This is a genomic window from Caloramator quimbayensis, assembly GCF_900167605.1.
Classification (GTDB): Bacteria; Bacillota; Clostridia; order Clostridiales; family Caloramatoraceae; genus Caloramator_B; species Caloramator_B quimbayensis.
The window spans coordinates 14,175-32,239 of record NZ_FUYH01000008.1; the positions used below are offsets into that span (position 1 = coordinate 14,175).

Annotated in this window: 18 protein-coding genes and 1 pseudogene; 15 read left to right on the top strand and 4 right to left on the bottom strand. The window is 30.6% G+C overall.

The window, feature by feature from the left end:
* Nucleotides 1–82: 82 nt before the first annotated feature.
* Nucleotides 83–409 (top strand): hypothetical protein, encoded by a 327-nt coding sequence (locus B5D15_RS06575; protein WP_078696329.1) that lies wholly within the window; start codon nucleotides 83–85, stop codon nucleotides 407–409.
* Between the two features lie 354 nt (nucleotides 410–763).
* A complete protein-coding gene (locus B5D15_RS06580; RefSeq protein ID WP_078696330.1) occupies nucleotides 764–2,248 on the top strand; it encodes a hypothetical protein in 1,485 nt (494 codons plus the stop codon).
* Between the two features lie 593 nt (nucleotides 2,249–2,841).
* Here B5D15_RS06580 and B5D15_RS06585 read toward each other — a convergent pair.
* Entirely contained in the window at nucleotides 2,842–3,261 is a 420-nt protein-coding gene (locus tag B5D15_RS06585) for a very short patch repair endonuclease (protein ID WP_078696331.1), read from the bottom strand.
* 171 nt (nucleotides 3,262–3,432) lie between these two features.
* Here B5D15_RS06585 and B5D15_RS06590 point away from each other — a divergent pair, with 171 nt between their 5' ends.
* From B5D15_RS06590 to B5D15_RS06610, 6 genes and pseudogenes are all read left to right on the top strand, one after another.
* Entirely contained in the window at nucleotides 3,433–4,779 is a 1,347-nt protein-coding gene (locus B5D15_RS06590) for a DNA cytosine methyltransferase (RefSeq protein WP_078696332.1), read from the top strand.
* The gene (locus tag B5D15_RS06595) at nucleotides 4,776–4,982 is read left to right on the top strand and encodes a hypothetical protein (RefSeq protein ID WP_078696333.1); all 207 of its coding nucleotides are present in this window, start codon (nucleotides 4,776–4,778) and stop codon (nucleotides 4,980–4,982) included. Before B5D15_RS06590 ends, B5D15_RS06595 begins: the two co-directional genes overlap by 4 nt.
* Before the next feature lie 79 nt (nucleotides 4,983–5,061).
* The gene (locus tag B5D15_RS06600; protein ID WP_078696334.1) at nucleotides 5,062–6,237 is read left to right on the top strand and encodes an MspI family type II restriction endonuclease; all 1,176 of its coding nucleotides are present in this window, start codon (nucleotides 5,062–5,064) and stop codon (nucleotides 6,235–6,237) included.
* 165 nt (nucleotides 6,238–6,402) lie between these two features.
* Nucleotides 6,403–6,504 (top strand): annotated as a pseudogene (locus B5D15_RS15255) (ADP-ribosylglycohydrolase family protein); the annotation flags it as partial.
* Nucleotides 6,505–6,721: 217 nt separating this feature from the next.
* Complete coding sequence (locus B5D15_RS06605; protein ID WP_078696335.1) at nucleotides 6,722–7,453, top strand: DUF1444 family protein; 732 nt, start codon at nucleotides 6,722–6,724, stop codon at nucleotides 7,451–7,453.
* A gap of 161 nt (nucleotides 7,454–7,614) precedes the next feature.
* Nucleotides 7,615–7,887, top strand: a complete 273-nt coding sequence (locus B5D15_RS06610) for a hypothetical protein (protein ID WP_078696336.1) — start codon at nucleotides 7,615–7,617, stop codon at nucleotides 7,885–7,887.
* 50 nt (nucleotides 7,888–7,937) lie between these two features.
* On the opposite strand, the gene B5D15_RS06615 is transcribed toward B5D15_RS06610, so the two are convergent.
* Complete coding sequence (locus tag B5D15_RS06615) at nucleotides 7,938–8,234, bottom strand: hypothetical protein (protein ID WP_078696337.1); 297 nt, start codon at nucleotides 8,232–8,234, stop codon at nucleotides 7,938–7,940.
* A gap of 208 nt (nucleotides 8,235–8,442) precedes the next feature.
* Between B5D15_RS06615 and B5D15_RS06620 the strand changes: the two genes are divergently transcribed.
* From B5D15_RS06620 to B5D15_RS06640, 5 genes are all read left to right on the top strand, one after another.
* Complete coding sequence (locus B5D15_RS06620; RefSeq protein ID WP_078696338.1) at nucleotides 8,443–8,832, top strand: helix-turn-helix domain-containing protein; 390 nt, start codon at nucleotides 8,443–8,445, stop codon at nucleotides 8,830–8,832.
* Nucleotides 8,833–8,834: 2 nt separating this feature from the next.
* The gene (locus tag B5D15_RS06625; protein WP_078696339.1) at nucleotides 8,835–9,626 is read left to right on the top strand and encodes an ImmA/IrrE family metallo-endopeptidase; all 792 of its coding nucleotides are present in this window, start codon (nucleotides 8,835–8,837) and stop codon (nucleotides 9,624–9,626) included.
* A 1-nt stretch (nucleotide 9,627) separates the two neighbouring features.
* Nucleotides 9,628–10,194, top strand: coding sequence for a PIN domain-containing protein (locus tag B5D15_RS06630; RefSeq protein ID WP_078696340.1), 567 nt, complete (start codon nucleotides 9,628–9,630; stop codon nucleotides 10,192–10,194).
* Nucleotides 10,195–10,421: 227 nt separating this feature from the next.
* Nucleotides 10,422–11,294 carry a hypothetical protein gene (locus B5D15_RS06635; RefSeq protein ID WP_078696341.1) on the top strand — a complete coding sequence of 291 codons (873 nt, stop codon included), beginning with the start codon at nucleotides 10,422–10,424 and terminating at the stop codon, nucleotides 11,292–11,294.
* 240 nt (nucleotides 11,295–11,534) lie between these two features.
* Complete coding sequence (locus B5D15_RS06640; protein WP_078696342.1) at nucleotides 11,535–11,735, top strand: hypothetical protein; 201 nt, start codon at nucleotides 11,535–11,537, stop codon at nucleotides 11,733–11,735.
* Nucleotides 11,736–11,995: 260 nt separating this feature from the next.
* Here B5D15_RS06640 and B5D15_RS06645 read toward each other — a convergent pair whose 3' ends face one another.
* Entirely contained in the window at nucleotides 11,996–12,901 is a 906-nt protein-coding gene (locus tag B5D15_RS06645; RefSeq protein ID WP_078696343.1) for a tyrosine-type recombinase/integrase, read from the bottom strand.
* Between the two features lie 405 nt (nucleotides 12,902–13,306).
* Nucleotides 13,307–13,453 carry a hypothetical protein gene (locus tag B5D15_RS15400; RefSeq protein WP_179122217.1) on the bottom strand — a complete coding sequence of 49 codons (147 nt, stop codon included), beginning with the start codon at nucleotides 13,451–13,453 and terminating at the stop codon, nucleotides 13,307–13,309.
* A gap of 230 nt (nucleotides 13,454–13,683) precedes the next feature.
* Here B5D15_RS15400 and B5D15_RS06650 point away from each other — a divergent pair, with 230 nt between their 5' ends.
* Together B5D15_RS06650 and B5D15_RS06655 are read left to right on the top strand one after the other, a co-directional pair.
* A complete protein-coding gene (locus B5D15_RS06650; protein ID WP_078696344.1) occupies nucleotides 13,684–14,595 on the top strand; it encodes a Hachiman antiphage defense system protein HamA in 912 nt (303 codons plus the stop codon).
* Nucleotides 14,580–18,047 carry a DEAD/DEAH box helicase gene (locus B5D15_RS06655; protein WP_078696345.1) on the top strand — a complete coding sequence of 1,156 codons (3,468 nt, stop codon included), beginning with the start codon at nucleotides 14,580–14,582 and terminating at the stop codon, nucleotides 18,045–18,047. Before B5D15_RS06650 ends, B5D15_RS06655 begins: the two co-directional genes overlap by 16 nt.
* Nucleotides 18,048–18,065 lie beyond the last annotated feature (18 nt).

The following is an 18,065-nucleotide window of genomic DNA, read 5'->3' on the forward strand; positions in this document are numbered from 1 at the left end:
GCATTTTGCAAATACACCTTTGATATAGGAAATCAAATAAAAAAATTTATTAATCAATATCAAAATTAGAGGAGAGATGAATATGAAAAAGTTTATCAACAACAAAGTGTATAATACTGAAACTGCTCAATTGATAAGAGAATATTGGAATGGCCGTGAAAAAGACGATGACTTTTATCATCTTGAAAGGCTTTATAAGACTGAGAATGGAGACATGTTTTTATATTATACAGGCGGAAAATATACAGAATATGAGGAACATGAAGATATTATTCCGTTAGAGCCATGCGATGTATGTAACTGGTTAGAGAGAATTGCGCATACCGAAGCGATTGAAAGATATTTTGTAAATGTGTTGGGAGAAGAACTTGCAGGTGCAGTTTACATTTCCGCGCAGCGTTTAGACTAATAGAAAATATACTTAATCATTAGTGGAGGGAAAGGTTACATGGAAAATAAAATAGGAATCTTAAAAAATAGAAGGCAGCATTCGGCAAAATGCTCCTTCTGTAAATAAAATATGTACTTTATAAAACTACCTATAACAGATTATACAATAAAAAAAGGAAAAAGTAAAAAACATTAATTAAATAGTAAGGTGAATGATATCATAATGCAAACAGGGTTGTATCAGGCTTTAAAAGTCTGATACTGTCCCTAATAAAGGTATTCAATCAAAAACAGAGTCAAAGCAGTAATAGAAAATTTTATTATAGGAAAATTTGGTATGGCACTTTAGTAAGAAAAGGAAAGGAGAATGTCAATGACAAATATTTCACATATTATCAATTCAAACGATTATCCTATAATTATTGTAAGTATTTTAAGAAACACTAAGGTTTATAGTTTAATAGATGAAGAATACAATGCAAGTAAAACTGATTATGATGAAGTGATATTAAAAAATAAAATCTTTAAAAATAAAAGATTTAACATGATTCCTGAGTCAATGTTAAATTACGGGATAAAACTCACGGCTTTGCTATTATCTAATAATGGGGAATACTTTTATGACAAAATTTTACAAGAAGGATGGCCACAACTTTATTCTTATATCAGGGACTGTAATAAAATTATATATGAGGATGTTGCTAAAATTAAAGAATATGTAGCAGAATCTTTTGAAATGTATGCATTTTATATTGTTGTTTTATTAGGATTTTTGCACAATAAGAAAGTTTCATATGAAACAAATGAAGGTAGAAGTTTCGCACGAGAATTCTATAAATGGCGTTCTTCGATAATTGATGATGACCCTGTTTTAACCGAATTTAACACAATTCTTGACGAAAGTTGCACAAGAATTATAAACCAAATAAACGAAGAGAAAATCTTAGAAGAAAGACTTATTGTAGATAAAAATAGAAATATGTTTAATGCCCTGTTCGGTTTACTTGAAACCTATAATATTAGTTTAAATGATGAATTAGGAGAATATTCTGCATCAATGAATTTAAATGATGAGGATAAAGAACTATTAAATATATATGCAATCAGTTCCAAATATCTATTTGATGAAATTTTAGATGATGATGTTAGGAAAAGAGAAATGATAGATTTTATAATATCTGCCAGATTTCTTCAGGGAATGATAAAAAAATATAGAGTGCTATATAAAGCCTATATTGAATTATATAAAAATGATTTAATTGACTGGATTAATTTAAGCAATAAAATTGAGCGGCAAGAGAAAATTAATGAAAAACTTATATCTGAAAACCAACAATTGAAAGAAGAACTAAGAAAAATGAAAGAAGAGCAAAATAAACATGAAGCACAAGAGATTATAAAGATTAAGCGACAATATGAATCGAGTATCCAAGAAATGGCAGGCACGATAGAAAGATATAAAGAAGAAAATGAAGCGTTAAAGGCAGTTATAGAAGATTTGCTACAAGGCAATCATTATGCTAATGAAGAACAAATAATAAATGATATACCAAAAGTGACAAAAGGAGTAATTATAGGGGGCAGCCCTCAGTGGCAGCAGAATATGAAATCAATTGTCCCGCACTACAAATTCATAGAAGCGCATGAATTGAACTATGACACTAAAGTACTTGAAAACGCTGAGAGAATATATTTTAATACTGCATATTGTTCCCATGCGCTTTTCTATAAGACAATTAATATAGTGAGGAAAAAGAAACTGGATATTCTTTTTATCAACAATAATTCAGTTACAGCAGGTATTAGAATATTTGCACAAAATAATAATCGATTTACCGATACAAGCCTTGTAAGTTAGGACAAATTAAAGAGGTTCGAAGTTAAAATCATCTTTTCTCTCAAAGGGGAATAGCCGTATCACAATTCTCTTTTGGGAGAATTGCAAATGTGTTTGACAGCAATTAGCCTATGTCTTTATTTTACAGAATGAGATGTAGATGCATAAAAACTCTAAAAAAGATTATTTTTATCGTGATAACTTAAATTGGTTTAGAGACGTTGTGAGAATAAAAGATACAGACTTTGAGACTATTTTGGATTATTTTAATGCACTGGACAACAACCAACTAGAAATAGTTTATTTATCAAAGATATGGGATTAAAATGAAGCGTATTTCATAGCGATATATGCTTTTTCTATAGAGATTAAAGTAATAAATCTTATTACTAATAGTTTCTGATGAGAAAACCAGAGGAGATAACATAAAATACATAAAGGAATTTGTGTTTTACATCAGTATTTATAAAAGTATAGTGCCTAAAATCTCATTGAAAACAAATATACATTAAATAAAACAATATAATAATCTTATTATATGTTAATTTAGAAAACATTTTAATTCTAATTTTTAAAATAATGAATAAAATCACTTCAAACAGAGGTTTTATTCATTATTTTTTTCTTTGTTGTATTGCTTCTTCTATTATTTTAATACAATTATCGGGATTCTTTTTAATTTCCGTTTCCCAAAATCTTAATACTATCCATCCATCAGAAATCAATTTTTCATTAACTTTTTTATCTCTTTCCATGTTGGTTTCAATCTTTTTAATCCAGAATTCCCTGTTTGTACCTAAGCGCTTTTTCTTATCTTCCCAATTATATCCATGCCAAAATTCACTATCACAAAAGATGGCAATTTTAAGTCTTAAAAATACTATGTCTGGTCTACCAGGTAGGTTTTTATAATTTTTCCTATATCTATATCCCTTTTCCCATAATTTTTGTCTAAGCATTATTTCGATTTTTGTATCTTTGCCTTTTATAGCCTGCATATTTTTTCTTCTTTGTTCAGGGGTTAAAACATCCATGTATCATTCCTCCATTTTCATCATTATACTACTTTTATAAGAAAAAGTTAAGTTTTTATTTAAGCACAGAAATACAGAAATACATAATTAAGTAATATGTATTTATTGACAAGAATAAATATTTGTTGTAGAATTTATCTTAAATATTACATAACATAGGAGGACTTCAATATGTACACATCTATAGATTTGTTCAGTGGCCCAGGTGGACTCTGTACAGGTTTTAAATGGGCTGGAATAAAGCCGCTTATTGCGGTTGAATGGAGTGATTGGACAGTTCAGACTTATGCAGTAACTCATGGGGCTGATATTTTTGATTTGGAAAAATATTTAAACGGGACTCTTGAAGATGCCGAAACTTATTTTAAGCCTAATGACAGAACCTTATTGATTCATGGTGATATTAATAAGGTTGAAGGCAGTTTAATTAAAAAGATTTTAAATAAACGCTTTGGTGTTAATACTGTGGATATCGTTACAGGTGGTGCTCCATGTGAATCTTTTTCAATGGCTGGAGACAGAAAAGAAGATGATGACAGGAATTATCTGTTCATGAATATATTAAGAATCGCAAGAGAAGTTGATTCGGCGATGATTTTATTTGAAAATGTGAAAGGATTATTTTCAAAAAAATTGGATGGAATTCCTGGAAAAATGTATGAGGCAATATGTGATGAATTTGAAAGAAGATTAGAGAATGCTCCTAAATATAGATTAGTAAGCAGGGATAAAGATACAGTCCTTTTAAAAGCAGTTGACTATGGAGTACCACAAAACCGTGAGCGGTTATTTCTTGTTGCTATAAATGAAAAATTTAAGAACGCACGGTTTAATTATCCTGCTCCTACTCATGGCCCAGGTACAGGAAATTCATATGTAACAGTTGCAGATGCAATTTTGGATTTACCTCAAATAGATTCAGGTGAAGAAACTGAAGTCTACGATTTTGATATCAATACTGTTACAAATCCGACAAGGTTAGAATTTTTAAAAATCATGCATGGTATCAGTAAACCTGCTCCTGCTCATTTAAATTATAATATTGGGGCTATTAGCAGCCATAAAGCAGTAAATCATAAAGAAAGCATGAGAATGCGTATGTCTCTGATAAAACAGGGAGAAGATATGCAATCTGCATATAAAAGATTAAAGGAGAACAATCAAGAAGATTTAATAAAAAAGTATTTTCCAAAGAAACTTTATGCTGCAAGAAATCGAAGATTAAAGGAAGATGAACCAAGTTTTACAGTAACGTCTCACTGTCTTGATGAAATGATACACCCCTGTTTAAACAGGGCTTTGACTCCACGGGAAGTCGCAAGATTACAAAGTTTCCCTGACTGGTATATTTTTATGGGGCCATATGTAAAATTCCATAGTGACCCGCAACAGGACAGGTATGAACAGATAGGAGACGCTATCCCACCGCTACTTGCTTATAATATAGCAAAGGAAATTGTGAAGACTCTTAATTCCATATTCCCAGACAGACCCATACAGGATGAAGGTGTAGTATGAAAAAGAAAATTACACTTACTTTTACTGACGAATTAGCGGATACATTGTCATATCTTAGTACAATTCTTCATAAAAACCAAAATCAGATTCTTGAGGATGCATTCTGGGAATGGTGGGATAAACAAGATAAAGATTTAAGAAATTCAATAGATGAAATGTTAAAAATAACTAATAAAGTAAGAAATAAAAAAAGAAACCTTTAGTTTAATGACTAAGGGTTTCTTTTTTTATACTTATTTGATAAAATTTTAATGATATAAATAATTTAAAGGTGGTGTAAAAATGAGTGACAATAATCCGTCTAAAACAATTCATGGAAATTTCGGCAAGATGAGCCTGAATGAATTAATAGATTTATTAAAGAAAAAGGGTTATATAGCAGAATACCAGACTCCCATAAGGGCTGGATATCAGAATATCAATCCTGAGCAATTTTATTTTCAGTTTTTAATTGAATTTGATGATGGGGAAAAATGGATAGTACATTCTACTACATCAATACGGACAGACAGAATTAATATCCAACAATGGAACGCATATCATATTAAAAAAGTAAAAGATGAAATAATAAAATCAATCATCGTATATCCTGACGATATTTCTGATTCAGAACGCAACAATGCAATATCTTACTATAATAGAATATTAAATAACCAAATTTATTCTGCCATAGATGATGTAGTAAGTCAATCAGAATTATATGCAATGATTGAAAAGAAGTATCTTGCTGATAGAATAACAGGACAACAAAAAGCATTGCAGGGACTTAATTTTGAAGAACAGATAGAAGTAATTCTAAACAGCCAGAAAAACTTTGCAAAATGGGCTAATATCGATGAACTTGAAACAGGGTTATTTTATCCGTATTTTAAACAAATAATGGATAGTATTAATATTACTAACCCTGTTATTATAAAACAAATAAGTGCTACCAGAGATATTGAGTTGTTACCTTCTGGAGGAAAGCCTAAAACAGATGTGTTACTTATAGTAACATTTAATGATGGAAGCACTAAAAATTATACTTTTAGTTGTAAAAGAACGAGCAGTGATTGGGTAAGTGTACATGAATATCCTGTTGACAAATTTATTGATGTATTAAAAATTACGGATAAAAAGTTAATACAGACATTAGAACTGTTCCAAGAACTTGGAGGATTGAAAGCACTCGGCAAAGAACTTACCCAATATTTAGAAAAAGAATTACCAAAATATAATAGGAGATTATCATTATGGGTATATGGTGGTGTTGGCGGGGATGGAAATCCTGAAACGCAGTGGGCTGATTATATAATAACATATCAAAATGAAACATCTGAATTTAAAATTCACAAATTAGAAGAGTACATAGAGGATATCTTAACAATTAATGATGGACATTTCGGAACTCCGTTCCGATGGACATACCCATCTGGCGGTAAAGGCAAAAGAATACAACTTAAAGGTAAAATTATCTAACGATAAAAGAATCTGTTAATTTGAAACAGATTCCTTTTATCGTTGCATGTTATGCTATAATTGTATTTAAGTTAAGAATTTATTGTTCAATTTTAATAAGCAAATAGTTGAAGATAACATGATGAAAATAGAAATTGTAAAATCCTAATTAAGGAAGTGTATTTTATGCACAGATATGAACGAATACTCGGAGGGCTTTTTGGTGTTGCTTGTGGAGATGCTCTGGGTGGAACGCTTGAGTTTATGTCAAAGGATGAGATTGAAAGGAGAATCAAGTTCATAAGGAATAAGATTTAAGGAGTAAAGGGTAAAAGGCGATACAAGGCAATATTTAATCAAAAACATATATTGTGCTTACTAATAGTATAACGTAAAATATAAGTATACAGATGGAGAGCATATTCTCTTACACAGCCAGCAGATGCTGGAATAAGTTAAGAGAGTATGCTTTTTGTGTTTTAAATAGTTATTGAGGAGGTAGGAAATGCATACTTTTGATGATTTTACTAATAAAATAATATCAGATTTAAATAAACGTTTTTCAGAAGCCATTTTAGAAGGTAACTTTATAATAGTAAAGTCTGGTCCTGCGAGTATGTCTATACCTATTAGTTCTATGTATAGGGAATATCAGCAAGTTAAGGATTATGGAAAGACTTTAAAGATATATGTTGACATTATCTATAATATTTTAAATCAGTATAAGTTTAAGATTGACTACTACAGTGTGTATCCATTCCTAAAAGGCATGGATTTCGGGAAAGGGGAAAATGATATTCAATTTTACAGGGAACAGGCTTTTAAAGATATAGATGTACTTTATGTTTCAGACATGGGAGAAACTTTTAGATTTATTTTGCAAACCGATGATGTAGATTTTGACAAAATGAAAAGGGCAGCATGGGAAAATCTGAATAAGATGGCCAATCCATTGGTAAAGTTGGATAAGACACTTGATATATTTTGCCTGAAGTATTCTACAGACTATAACTCGACCCTGTTGTTAAGTACTGCACTACAGAATCAGATATGCAAAAAGATAGGGCGGGAATATCTTTTTGCTATTCCCTCTTCAACTACATTAATTGTGTCTAGATATCGTTCTGAATATATAAAAATTATAGAATCATTGATTATGATAGATAAAGACCCGAATGTGATTTCGGATAAAGTGTATCAGTATAAGGACGGGAAGTTTGATATTGCATCTGTTTGAAAAGTATATTTATATTAAGGAAGTATAGGAATAAGGGTTAAGTATTATTTATTGATACTTACGGTGATTTATTTCCTATTTTGTTTGAGTAAAAAGTTTGAGTTGAGATATTTTAAATTTGTATATTATACTAGTAATATATGAAAAGGAGATATGAAAGTATGAATAAAGTTTTAATTGAATGCGATACTCTTATTGATAAATATGAATTAAATAGGGATTGCATCATGAAACAGTTGCAGTCTATGAAAGTGAATAAAGGAACAGAGGTTTTTATCACTGCATACAATGATGATTTTCGGTATACCTTGATTGGAGAAATTAAGGGAAATCAGGTGTTTTTAACTAATATAATTAAAGCAATCGCTTTTAAAGAAATGGATAACACTGATTTATGTAAATTTATAAAAAAGCGACAAGATTTATGGGATTAAGGAATAAGGCTTTGGGATAGGGGTATCTATCCTGCAAGGCCTTATTTTTATTAGCATTTGGGTATTTCACTTTTTACTTTTTCCATGAAAATCCTTATGGTGGGGATATTGTTCATCAGGAGTTTGTATTCATTAGATTCCATTTTCTGATGAATTTGATTAAGATACTGTTCAATCATTTGGAGATTTAATAGGCAAAAAGTGCTATAGTTTTTAGGATTAAGGAAGCATAGTACTAATAATTTAATTGCTTCACCTATTTCCCTTGAAGCCTTATCTCCTATAATACCCTTTATAACCTGTTGCAGGTAATTTAGTTCTATTCTAAGAACTTCCAAATTTATCATTTCGACCACTCCTTTACGAAAGTTTGAAACATTATAGACATAGGTACACAAGAAATCAAATTATTTGAGGTAAAAGTTTTAAAATCAATAAAATAATTCAGGAGATGTAACTCAATATTATAGTAATAAAATATTACATAAACGCATAAGATATTGACACAAAACTAATATTGATGTAATATAATATTACAAAAAGGAGGGATTAAAGATGTCAAAGGATATTCCTATTGGATTAAAAATAAAGGCTATTAGAGAGGCCAGGGGATTAAGCCAGATTGAGGCAGTAGAAAGACTTGCTGAAAAGGGTATTAACATGAGCAGGGAAACATTGAGTAAAATAGAAAACGGCAACAGGACTGTATCGGCTGTGGAGTTAAATGCCATATGCAAAGTTCTGAATATAGATATAAACATTCTTTTTGAAGAGGATGAAGACGATGATTTAGTTACACTATTCAGGAAGAATAATTTTTCGGAAAAAACCGTTGAGGAAGTTGAGAAACTCCAGGATATGATAAAGATGTTCATTTACCAAAAGAAAATATACAATGGAGAGTTTAAACCACAAAAGAAAAAGCCACTATGGGAGGAGTGTTAAAATTGCCAAAGAATAATTTGAATCTCCCAGAGGAATCCTTCAGACTGCAAATCAAAGATTTAGCAGAAGATGTGAGAATAAAATTTGCGAGGAAAGGGCTTTCTGATATATTTGATATTCTATCAGAGGCTGCATTTCTAATAAGAAAACCATTGGATACAGATGAATTATCAGGATTTAGCACCTATTTTGATGGACAGTTTATTGTCTACTTAAACAGCAATTTTACTTTGGGACATGAGCGCTATACTGGTGCCCATGAACTATACCATATTATTTATAATGCTGACATCCTGAGAAAAGAAAAAATCCTTTTGGATGACCAAAAGCATAAAGAGGAAGATGCGAAAGCGGATGTATTTGCTTCCGAATTTTTAATGCCTGAAGACTATGTAAAAGAAGTATTTTATAAAATTGTCAATGCAGATAAAGACAGTGTTTTACCAAGGCATATCATTAGAATGCACAATTATTTTAAAGTAAGTTATAAGGCTATGTTAAAAAGGCTTATCCAACTTAATTTATGTTCTATTGACAAATATGAGGAACTAGTAGACATCTGTTCACTGGAAAATATGGAACAACTCCAATCTTTAACCAGACGGGAAGGCTACAGTATAGACTTGATAACTCCATCAAAAGAAACATATGTGCCAAAAGAATATATCGAGTTTATAAAAACCAACTACGAAAGAGGGAATATCTCATACAAGAATATGAAAACCAGCCTTGAATTTATCGGACTGGCTCCTGAACAATTCGGATATGAGTATCCCCAGGAAGAGGACTATTAACATGAGATATATCGGGGCCATATCTGATGCTGATATCCTGATTAATTTAGCCAGGGTTAACAGATTGGACATTTTAGAACTTTTATTTAAAGAAATCATCATTCCTCAATTTGTATATGACATTGAAATAAAGAAAAATGCAGGAAGATATTATGGTATAATTAACGAAGCCCTTCATAAAGACGGGAGTATATTCAAGATTGCAGATAGGAAGAAAGACATATCTATAAACATACTTGCTAGAGATATCATCGAAGATAAGAAAAAGGTAATCGGTCCGGGAGAAAGTGAATGCGCAGGATATGCCCAGGCGTTGAGAATTCCAATAATAATATCAGATAATTACACTGAATTTAAGTGGCTGGATGAGTTCATTACCCTTACACACAATAGTATTTTGGCTTTATGTGCATATTTTGGAGAGATTACAAAAAACGAAGCAGATAATATTTTTGATGAAATTAATAGCAAATTGACTCATCCAACTAAGGATACATTTGAAGAGCAGTATAAAAAAGCCCTAATAAGGTTTGAGAGAAACGGTTGGAAAGGATATTTAGGCATATGAAGACAGAAATATGGGTTAAAGGGATAAGGTTAGATGGAAGTAGTGATTGTTAGAATGTAATTGTGTTCTTCTTTAATATGCGCTACAATAGCGTTAGCGACACAGGCGGAGAGCATATTCTCTTTATACAGCCAAATTCGTTTTGGCAGTAATTAAGGAGAATGTGCTTTTTTTATTTTTTGCAAGAAAATTTTTGAAAGATAAGTTTAAGGCAAGAGGTGAAAGTTATGAGAGCAGATTTTAAACAAGAAAGTTTTGACGAAGGATGCTTTAATAGAATCTTTAAGGGTTTATCGTTTGAAGGGATTGGGTTAAAGTTAGCAAGGGTTAAGAAAATAGTGGAAGTGGAACAGATAGAAAATTATAAAAAGCCGTTGCTCATGCTTCTGCTCGAAGATGAAACAATACTTCATATTGAATTTATGAATGATAAAATTAAACCCAATATTGAAAGTATGATGATATATGACGTATATATCCGCATAAAGTATGGTATTCAAGTGACTACCGTTATTTTATATTCTGGAAGCGAACAAAAGGAAAAATTGAAGATAGATAGTGGTTCAATACATTATGAGGCTCAAATCATATGTCTTTCAGAATTTAATGGGCAAGAAATATATAGTGAAATTGAGGGAAAAATTCATTCAGGTAGTATGCTCAGTGATATAGATAAATTGAAACTTATATTTTTGCCATTTATGTATCATTCATTGCTATTAGGAGAAGCATTATCAAAGGTTTTATTACTTATAGAAGCATTAAATGAAGAGGAAGAACGACTGGCTTACTTGACAGTAATAACCGAAGTTGTATCAAGATTTACTGGAAACAAAGGGATTGATGTTGTGAAGGAATATCTCATGGATACGGAGGTAGGATTAAGGATAAAAGATGCAGGGGTTAAGGAGGGAATGCGGAACTCGTTGTTAATAATCCTTCTGCATAAATTTGATTCTTTACCTGACAATCTATACTTTGCTATTACAAATCAACAAAATGAGAATATTTTAATGGAGTGGCTTAGGAAGGTTTCAGGCATCAATACCATAGACGAACTAAAGAAAATGGTGTTTAGTAGAAATAGAATAAAGGAATAAATCCTCCTTTATCCTTATTGTCCTTAAACCTCCTATTTCCTAAACCCCTATAATATTATGTATATTAGTTAAGATTGGGAAAGGCATATGTTTCAAGGAATTGAAAGTGTTTTAAGACGACAAAAATTATAGCAGACTTTATTACAAATACATGAAATTTTATAAATTTGGACCTGACAAATTTTTTTGTGCGCGCTACAATTACCTTATAAATTTATATTACAGAGAGGATGATTATCGATGAAAAAGAAAATAAATATTATGCTTAATATAGTAATACCAACCGCAGTTGCATATATAGTATTTTTCTTGCTTTACTATTTATTCGAAAAAACATTTTTCGAATACAGATGGCTGGGAATAATACCGTTTCTAATAGTCACAGGGTTTGTTATTTTAGATAATAGAAAAGAGTGGAGGATGATAAAGCAGCAGGGGTAGGGAATTAGGAGTAAGGGCATAAAGGGATAAGGAGAAAAGTGAATAAGGAGATAAGTATAAAACTTACCCCTTATCCCTAAATCCTTTACATATAGGGTAAAGGCTACAGAAAGTGGGTTGAGAATTTGAAATACGTAGTAGTAAGTATAATAGTGTGCATCACAATAGTAACTATTGCTGCAATAATAGGTATTATGAAAAGAAAATAGTAAGTATTATAGATAGCAAAAAACAGGCAAAATGAAGCCTGTTTTTTAATCTTAAACTAAAGTTTCTATTGCTTTCTCCAATTCTTCCTGCCGTGGGATAGTATATACTTGAGCCGTAACAAAACCTGAAGCGTGACCTGCTAACTTGGCAACTACAGAAATATCAACCCCGTTTTTGAGCAATGTTCTACAGAAGTAGTGCCTAAAAGAATGAATTGTTACATCTGTAATCCCGATTTGTTCACAGTATTTTTTAAAAATCTTCCAGATTCCTGACCTGGTGTAAGGGGTCTTGCGCTCAGAAATAAACAGATTATCATATTCTGTTTTAATGTTCTTTCTAATTTCCATCCAAGCATTAATAGCAGCGCGAACATCCTTATGCAGAGGGATATGACGTACTTTATTTTGCTTTCCTATTACTTTTAAATTCCCTTTTCGCTCAGTTATATCAATGTCAGCAATACGGATATTGATAAGTTCAAAATTTCTAACCCCGCACCTGGTGAAAATTTCAAACATAGCGATGTGAGCCTTGTTACCTCCACGATATATATGACGGCGTAAAGCACGGTAAGTCTGTTCATCAAGAGATTTTGCTATATTAGGTGATTGCATCTTTATTTTTTTAATATTTCGTGCAGGATTATGTTTAATATATTTTTCTGATTCTAAAAAAGAGAAGTAGCATTTTAAACTGGCCAGCCTAAGGTTAATGGTTGCCTCCTTTAAATGTCTTGTCCCTTGCAGATATGAACGCATATCCCTGATATCAATTTCAGTTACAGTAGCAGGATTAAAGTCTATACCATTGGTTTCTTCAAACCATTTCGCAAATGCCTGTATGTGTTCAATGTAGGTCTTAATTGTAGAGTCAGACTTGTCTATGCTCATTAGATAAGCAGAAAATTCATCAAGATACAATTTGCTTTCAGTTAATTCCTTATTATCTCTCATAACCAACATCCTTCCATATAGTTTTTAATACTATAAAGGATATTGGATAGAGGTTTCAAGTTAGCGTTAAAGTTTTGTTTCCAATTTTTCAGGAGATAATGGGCGATTATTGGGGAGTTTTTATTTAGTTTTAAGGAAAATTGGAAAAAGAATTTAGTTTTTGTTGACAAGTTTTATTTCCAATCGAGTTTAACTTGAGTACGCTTTATATAATTTTGAGTATTGAAGGCTACAGACTTCTTCATTAAATTAGGTGCTTATCAAAAGGAGAATTAATAAGACCCCACAACCAATAGTTAGGTTCTTATTATTTCTCCTTATAGCAGTTATTCCCGAGAACTTTCTGGGCTTATTAAACTTAACACTTAATTCGTGAATAATACTATTTAAAAACAGGCGTAAAAATCAATCTTGCTTTGCTAATTCTTTAAAAGCCTCTATATTTTCATTGATTACAGCGTCCATGAGATTTTCAATTTCTTTGAGATTTTCGATTTCTTTTTGATTGTTTTTAGTCGATTGCTCAATAATTTTCTTTTTTGATTTTTTCATTAGAGTTATTACCTCGCTATATATGATTTTTATTAAATTATACCATAAAAATAAATAATAATAATTTAACCATATAGAGTTCTTAATTATAGTTCTTTGTAGTGTTGTGTCAGTAGCAGTATTATAAAGAATATACAAGATAGTTTTGTTGACAAATTTTGTGGAAAAATTATGAAACTTGTCCTATAATTAATATAAACTATAAATAGATTTTGTGGGGTTAGGCTATTATGAGACAGTTTCCTGATTTGCGTAACTGGTTTGATATAAGTGAATACTATGAGCATAATAAATGCAGAACAATTACACTGCTGTGGAAGGATGATTTAGAAGAAGATGATATACAGCGTTTTGTAGTTGAATTTGCGAAGTTGATTTGTAGATTACGGTGTAATGGTGAATTGATATTTGAAGATAATGGTGAAGATTTATGTTATAAGTTTCAGCAAGCAATTGATAATGGAGTTGAATTAGAGGAAGAAGAAAAGGAGTATCTCGCTAAATATATTTTTTTTGATGGAATTATTAGTCAAACTAAGTATAATGAAACAAAAGATTATATTGAGTCGATAGATAGAGATTTATTTAATGGATATTTTGGTGAAGTCTTATTTTATATTATAAGAGAACAGTGCCTTGAAGATGAGAAGATTATGATAGAGCCAAGTCGTCCTAAAACAAACTCAAAACAACCAGGTTTGGATTATGTAGAAATAAGGAAAAATGAAGATGATTATTATTTTATTATAGGAGAAATAAAAACTACTGACAAAACAATTGGGAGTTATCCTGATGAAATCATTGATTTTTTGATAAACAGGCCTGTACACCTAATACACCAAGAAATAAATGCCTTTAAAGAAAGGACCAAGTATAGTGGACCTGAGGATTTAAAGAATTTTATTAGTAAGATGCCAATATACTTTATGAGTAAGAATCCTACAACACATAAAAGATTTGCAGGAGTAATTAATTATGGGAGGAACTCTCCTCCACAGCAGACTGTATTTCAAAACTTTCGCACTAAATGTGCAACTCATTTGTATGATAGTAGTGAGTGTAGGAGAGTAAAATTAATTGGTATCAAAGGAATCCAAAATATTAAAGAAAGAGTGCTGGAAGTAATATGGAAAAACTTATAGATATTAATAAGTTATATCTTTGCTTAAAGGATATCATAAGCAATAGAGAAGAAGTGGAAAAAATTAGAGAAATCATTATTGAACTTCACTTTTACATACAAAAAATCTTACTCAATAGAAATGAAGCAGATACTATCGACCAAATTCCGATGGAAAGTATTTCAATGTATTTACTTTCACTGTTAACTAACGTAACAAGTGAAGAAATGAAAAAATATATTCAAGGCTTTTATGTTGAAGGATTAAATATTGCTGGACTTATATTTGAATTGCTTGCTGATACAGAATTTGAAGACTTTGAAAAAAAGCATCAGTACTTATTTTATTCCTCAGTTTCATACAGTTTAGCAGATAAAGAAGCAAGTGCAGCAGTCATAGGTAGAAGATTGAAGTCTATTATTGAAAATGACAAACTTCCCAGTTTGGATATTGACGTTAAAAAATCCTGGATATATATTTGTCTTACTTTGGGTAGAGAATTTAAAACAATTTATAAAGATAGAAATCAATTGGATTTATCAATTAAACTATCTAAAAATACTATATGGGATTTTTTGAATAGAATTTTAATCCTAAATGCTTGTTCATTTGTTGACGGATTTGATAATAAAATTATATTTGAAAATATGGAGGAACTAAAGAACTTTTTAATACAACAGGATGATATAGAGACTTTATTTTATATTTCATTATTGAGTGAAGTATTACACAAAATGCACAGTAAAAGTGTGTGGACAATACTTCCACGGGAAGGCTTTACAAACGAATATATAAAAGTGCTAACAAAGTATGATAGTAAAAATGTATATGAATTATGGAAATCACAGTTAGATGCTTTGAGGTGCAATAATAAAGGATTTAATTATCTAAGCGAAAACATAAAAAGAGTACTTATTTCTATGCCTACAAGTGCAGGAAAAAGTTTTGTTGCAGAATTAGCGATAGTAAAGTCACTACAGTTAGCGGAAGATAGGGTATGTATATATGTAACCCCAACACGGGCACTTATGTCGGAGATTGAAAGTAATTTGTTCTATAGGTTAAGAAAAGTTGGATACAATGTTACATCAGTTCTTGACACTGATGAGAATGAATATGAGAATGATTTATTAAATCATGCTAATGTTCTTGTAGTAACACCAGAAAAACTAGATTTATTGTTACGGAGACATAAAGAATTTATTGAAAGAATAAATTTGATTATTTTCGATGAGTTTCACAAAGTGGCTGATAACAGTAGGGGTTGGTTGTTAGAAACACTAATTACATGGTTCATGATTAAGCAGCAGCAATATAGTTTTAAAATTATTCTAATGTCGGCTATTGTTAGCAATAGTGAAGAAGTGAATGTTTGGCTTGGAAATGATGAGTTTAAGCCTGTATTGTCTGAATGGACTCCTAGCAGAAGAGTATATGGAGTGTTAACCCCTGATTACCAGCGTACTAAATACATAAGAATTAGTAATAAAAAAAGGCAAATGCTAACTCCTTATCGTCTAATTTATAAATATCATGAAAGAGGAAGGGCTATAGAAGACGTAATTACAGATGTAGTTGAACAGAGAAATTCAAATGGACGTTGGATAAAAAGCAATAATAAATATGATACAAAATATGACCGTTGTTTTAAGTTCATAAAAACATTGAATAACGGTAAGGTATTGGTTTATTTTTTTACAAAAATAGACCTAGAGCGCTTTATTGAGTATTCAGGTAAATATCTGCCTTTAAAAAAAGATGTGAGAATAAATAATCTAAAAGCATTTTTAGAGAGCCGATTGGGAAGAGAACACCCTCTTGTCAATAGCATATTATATGGAGTTGCCTATCATCATGGGGATTTACCCCTTGAAGTGAGAAAAGAAATAGAAAAAGCATATAAATCAGATATAATAGATGTCTTAGCATGTACCACAACATTGTCTGATGGAGTTAATTTACCAATAAAAAATTTCGTTTTAGGTTCTTTTACATCCTATGAAGGAGAACATAAATTATCTATTGCAGATTTCAAAAATATAGTAGGTAGGGCTGGAAGAGCCTATATTGATACTGAAGGAAAGATATTTTTAATTCTTCATCCAGAGTATTATTTTAATAATGATAAAGAAAGTCACTTCAGACAATTATTATTATGTGAATCTCAGGATACTAATATTTCAAGTTCAATGATTAAAGAATTTGATAAAATATACTCAATTATCGACCAGTTAGAGGAAGTAATAGAAATATCCATACAGGATGTGGAGAAATCCCTATTAGATTTTATTGATAGGTTACAGGTATTTATTTTTAGTTTATATGAAGAGCATATAAACTATATAAATAGTTATGATGATTTATATGAACTATTAATGAATTCACTATTTGCCAAACAAGCGGATGATAAAGCATTAGATAAGTTTGATAAAATATGTATTAAGTATTATGACTTTATTAAGGAATTAGATAAAAGCATTATAGAAAAATTTAATAGGACGGGACTTAGTTTTAGGTCTAATCGCATCTTGTTAGAAATTATTGACGAGATTTCAAAAAATGAAAGTGGATTCGATTTTCGTTTACAAACAATTATAACTCCAGAAATATTTGAAAAGATAATTGAATTAAAGGAAATTAGCCCTAAACAATATTATTATAAAGTAGGCAATAAAAAAGTTAATTATAATATCGACCATTATAAGGCTTTTATGAGTTGGGTTAGTGGAGATAGTTTTCTCAAAATCCGGGACTCTATATTCTATGAAGACAATAATATCTCAAACAGAACCCAGACTTGTGTCAATTATATCAATGATATGTTTTTATATAAACTACCTTGGGCTTTTAGTTCTCTATATGCTTTAGCCAAAGATAGTTTAATGTTTGCTGATTTTATCTTAAAGGATTTACCCGCTAAAATAAAATATGGTGTGGAGAATTTGGAAGCAGTTAAATTATGTACATTAGGTATTGAATCCCGAGAATTGGCCAATACATTGGCAGTGCTATACGAGAACGATTCATTCAAAGACCCTGAATGGGCTATAGATAAGTGGATTTTAGAAAAAAGATTTTACGAATTAGAAAAAAGCATAAAAGGAATAGATGATATTTCTATAAGGCAAATTGCAAAGGTTAGAACTAAATTGAGAAACAGAACTTCATTTTTAAGAGATACAGGTAAAATTATATGTGATGTAAGAGGATTACAGTTTTATGACTACTTTGATTTATACAAAAATAAGAGAATAAATAAGGATACACAATTGATACTTAATCATGAGTCTCAAAACTTATATGATGAATTCGCTATCGAAGTTAGAACTCTTAAAGGAGAAAAAATTGGCTATATTCCTGTTGAATATTCAGAAGAAATATTTGAGTATATTCAAGGTGACCATATTTTAAAAGTAGAAATTATTAGGTTAACAACAAGAACAGTAAAAATAATAATAAAAGTTATTAATTAAGAGAAAATGTATTAGTAT

Coding starts and splice junctions, on each gene's coding strand:
- B5D15_RS06615 (WP_078696337.1), bottom strand. CDS start 8,234: ATGATAAATTTGGAAGTTCTTAGAATAGAACTAAATTACCTGCAACAG.
- B5D15_RS06590 (WP_078696332.1), top strand. CDS start 3,433: ATGTACACATCTATAGATTTGTTCAGTGGCCCAGGTGGACTCTGTACA.
- B5D15_RS06650 (WP_078696344.1), top strand. CDS start 13,684: ATGAGACAGTTTCCTGATTTGCGTAACTGGTTTGATATAAGTGAATAC.
- B5D15_RS06635 (WP_078696341.1), top strand. CDS start 10,422: ATGAGAGCAGATTTTAAACAAGAAAGTTTTGACGAAGGATGCTTTAAT.
- B5D15_RS06605 (WP_078696335.1), top strand. CDS start 6,722: ATGCATACTTTTGATGATTTTACTAATAAAATAATATCAGATTTAAAT.
- B5D15_RS06640 (WP_078696342.1), top strand. CDS start 11,535: ATGAAAAAGAAAATAAATATTATGCTTAATATAGTAATACCAACCGCA.
- B5D15_RS15400 (WP_179122217.1), bottom strand. CDS start 13,453: ATGAAAAAATCAAAAAAGAAAATTATTGAGCAATCGACTAAAAACAAT.
- B5D15_RS06630 (WP_078696340.1), top strand. CDS start 9,628: ATGAGATATATCGGGGCCATATCTGATGCTGATATCCTGATTAATTTA.
- B5D15_RS06575 (WP_078696329.1), top strand. CDS start 83: ATGAAAAAGTTTATCAACAACAAAGTGTATAATACTGAAACTGCTCAA.
- B5D15_RS06600 (WP_078696334.1), top strand. CDS start 5,062: ATGAGTGACAATAATCCGTCTAAAACAATTCATGGAAATTTCGGCAAG.
- B5D15_RS06620 (WP_078696338.1), top strand. CDS start 8,443: ATGTCAAAGGATATTCCTATTGGATTAAAAATAAAGGCTATTAGAGAG.
- B5D15_RS06610 (WP_078696336.1), top strand. CDS start 7,615: ATGAATAAAGTTTTAATTGAATGCGATACTCTTATTGATAAATATGAA.
- B5D15_RS06595 (WP_078696333.1), top strand. CDS start 4,776: ATGAAAAAGAAAATTACACTTACTTTTACTGACGAATTAGCGGATACA.
- B5D15_RS06655 (WP_078696345.1), top strand. CDS start 14,580: ATGGAAAAACTTATAGATATTAATAAGTTATATCTTTGCTTAAAGGAT.
- B5D15_RS06580 (WP_078696330.1), top strand. CDS start 764: ATGACAAATATTTCACATATTATCAATTCAAACGATTATCCTATAATT.
- B5D15_RS06585 (WP_078696331.1), bottom strand. CDS start 3,261: ATGGATGTTTTAACCCCTGAACAAAGAAGAAAAAATATGCAGGCTATA.
- B5D15_RS06645 (WP_078696343.1), bottom strand. CDS start 12,901: ATGAGAGATAATAAGGAATTAACTGAAAGCAAATTGTATCTTGATGAA.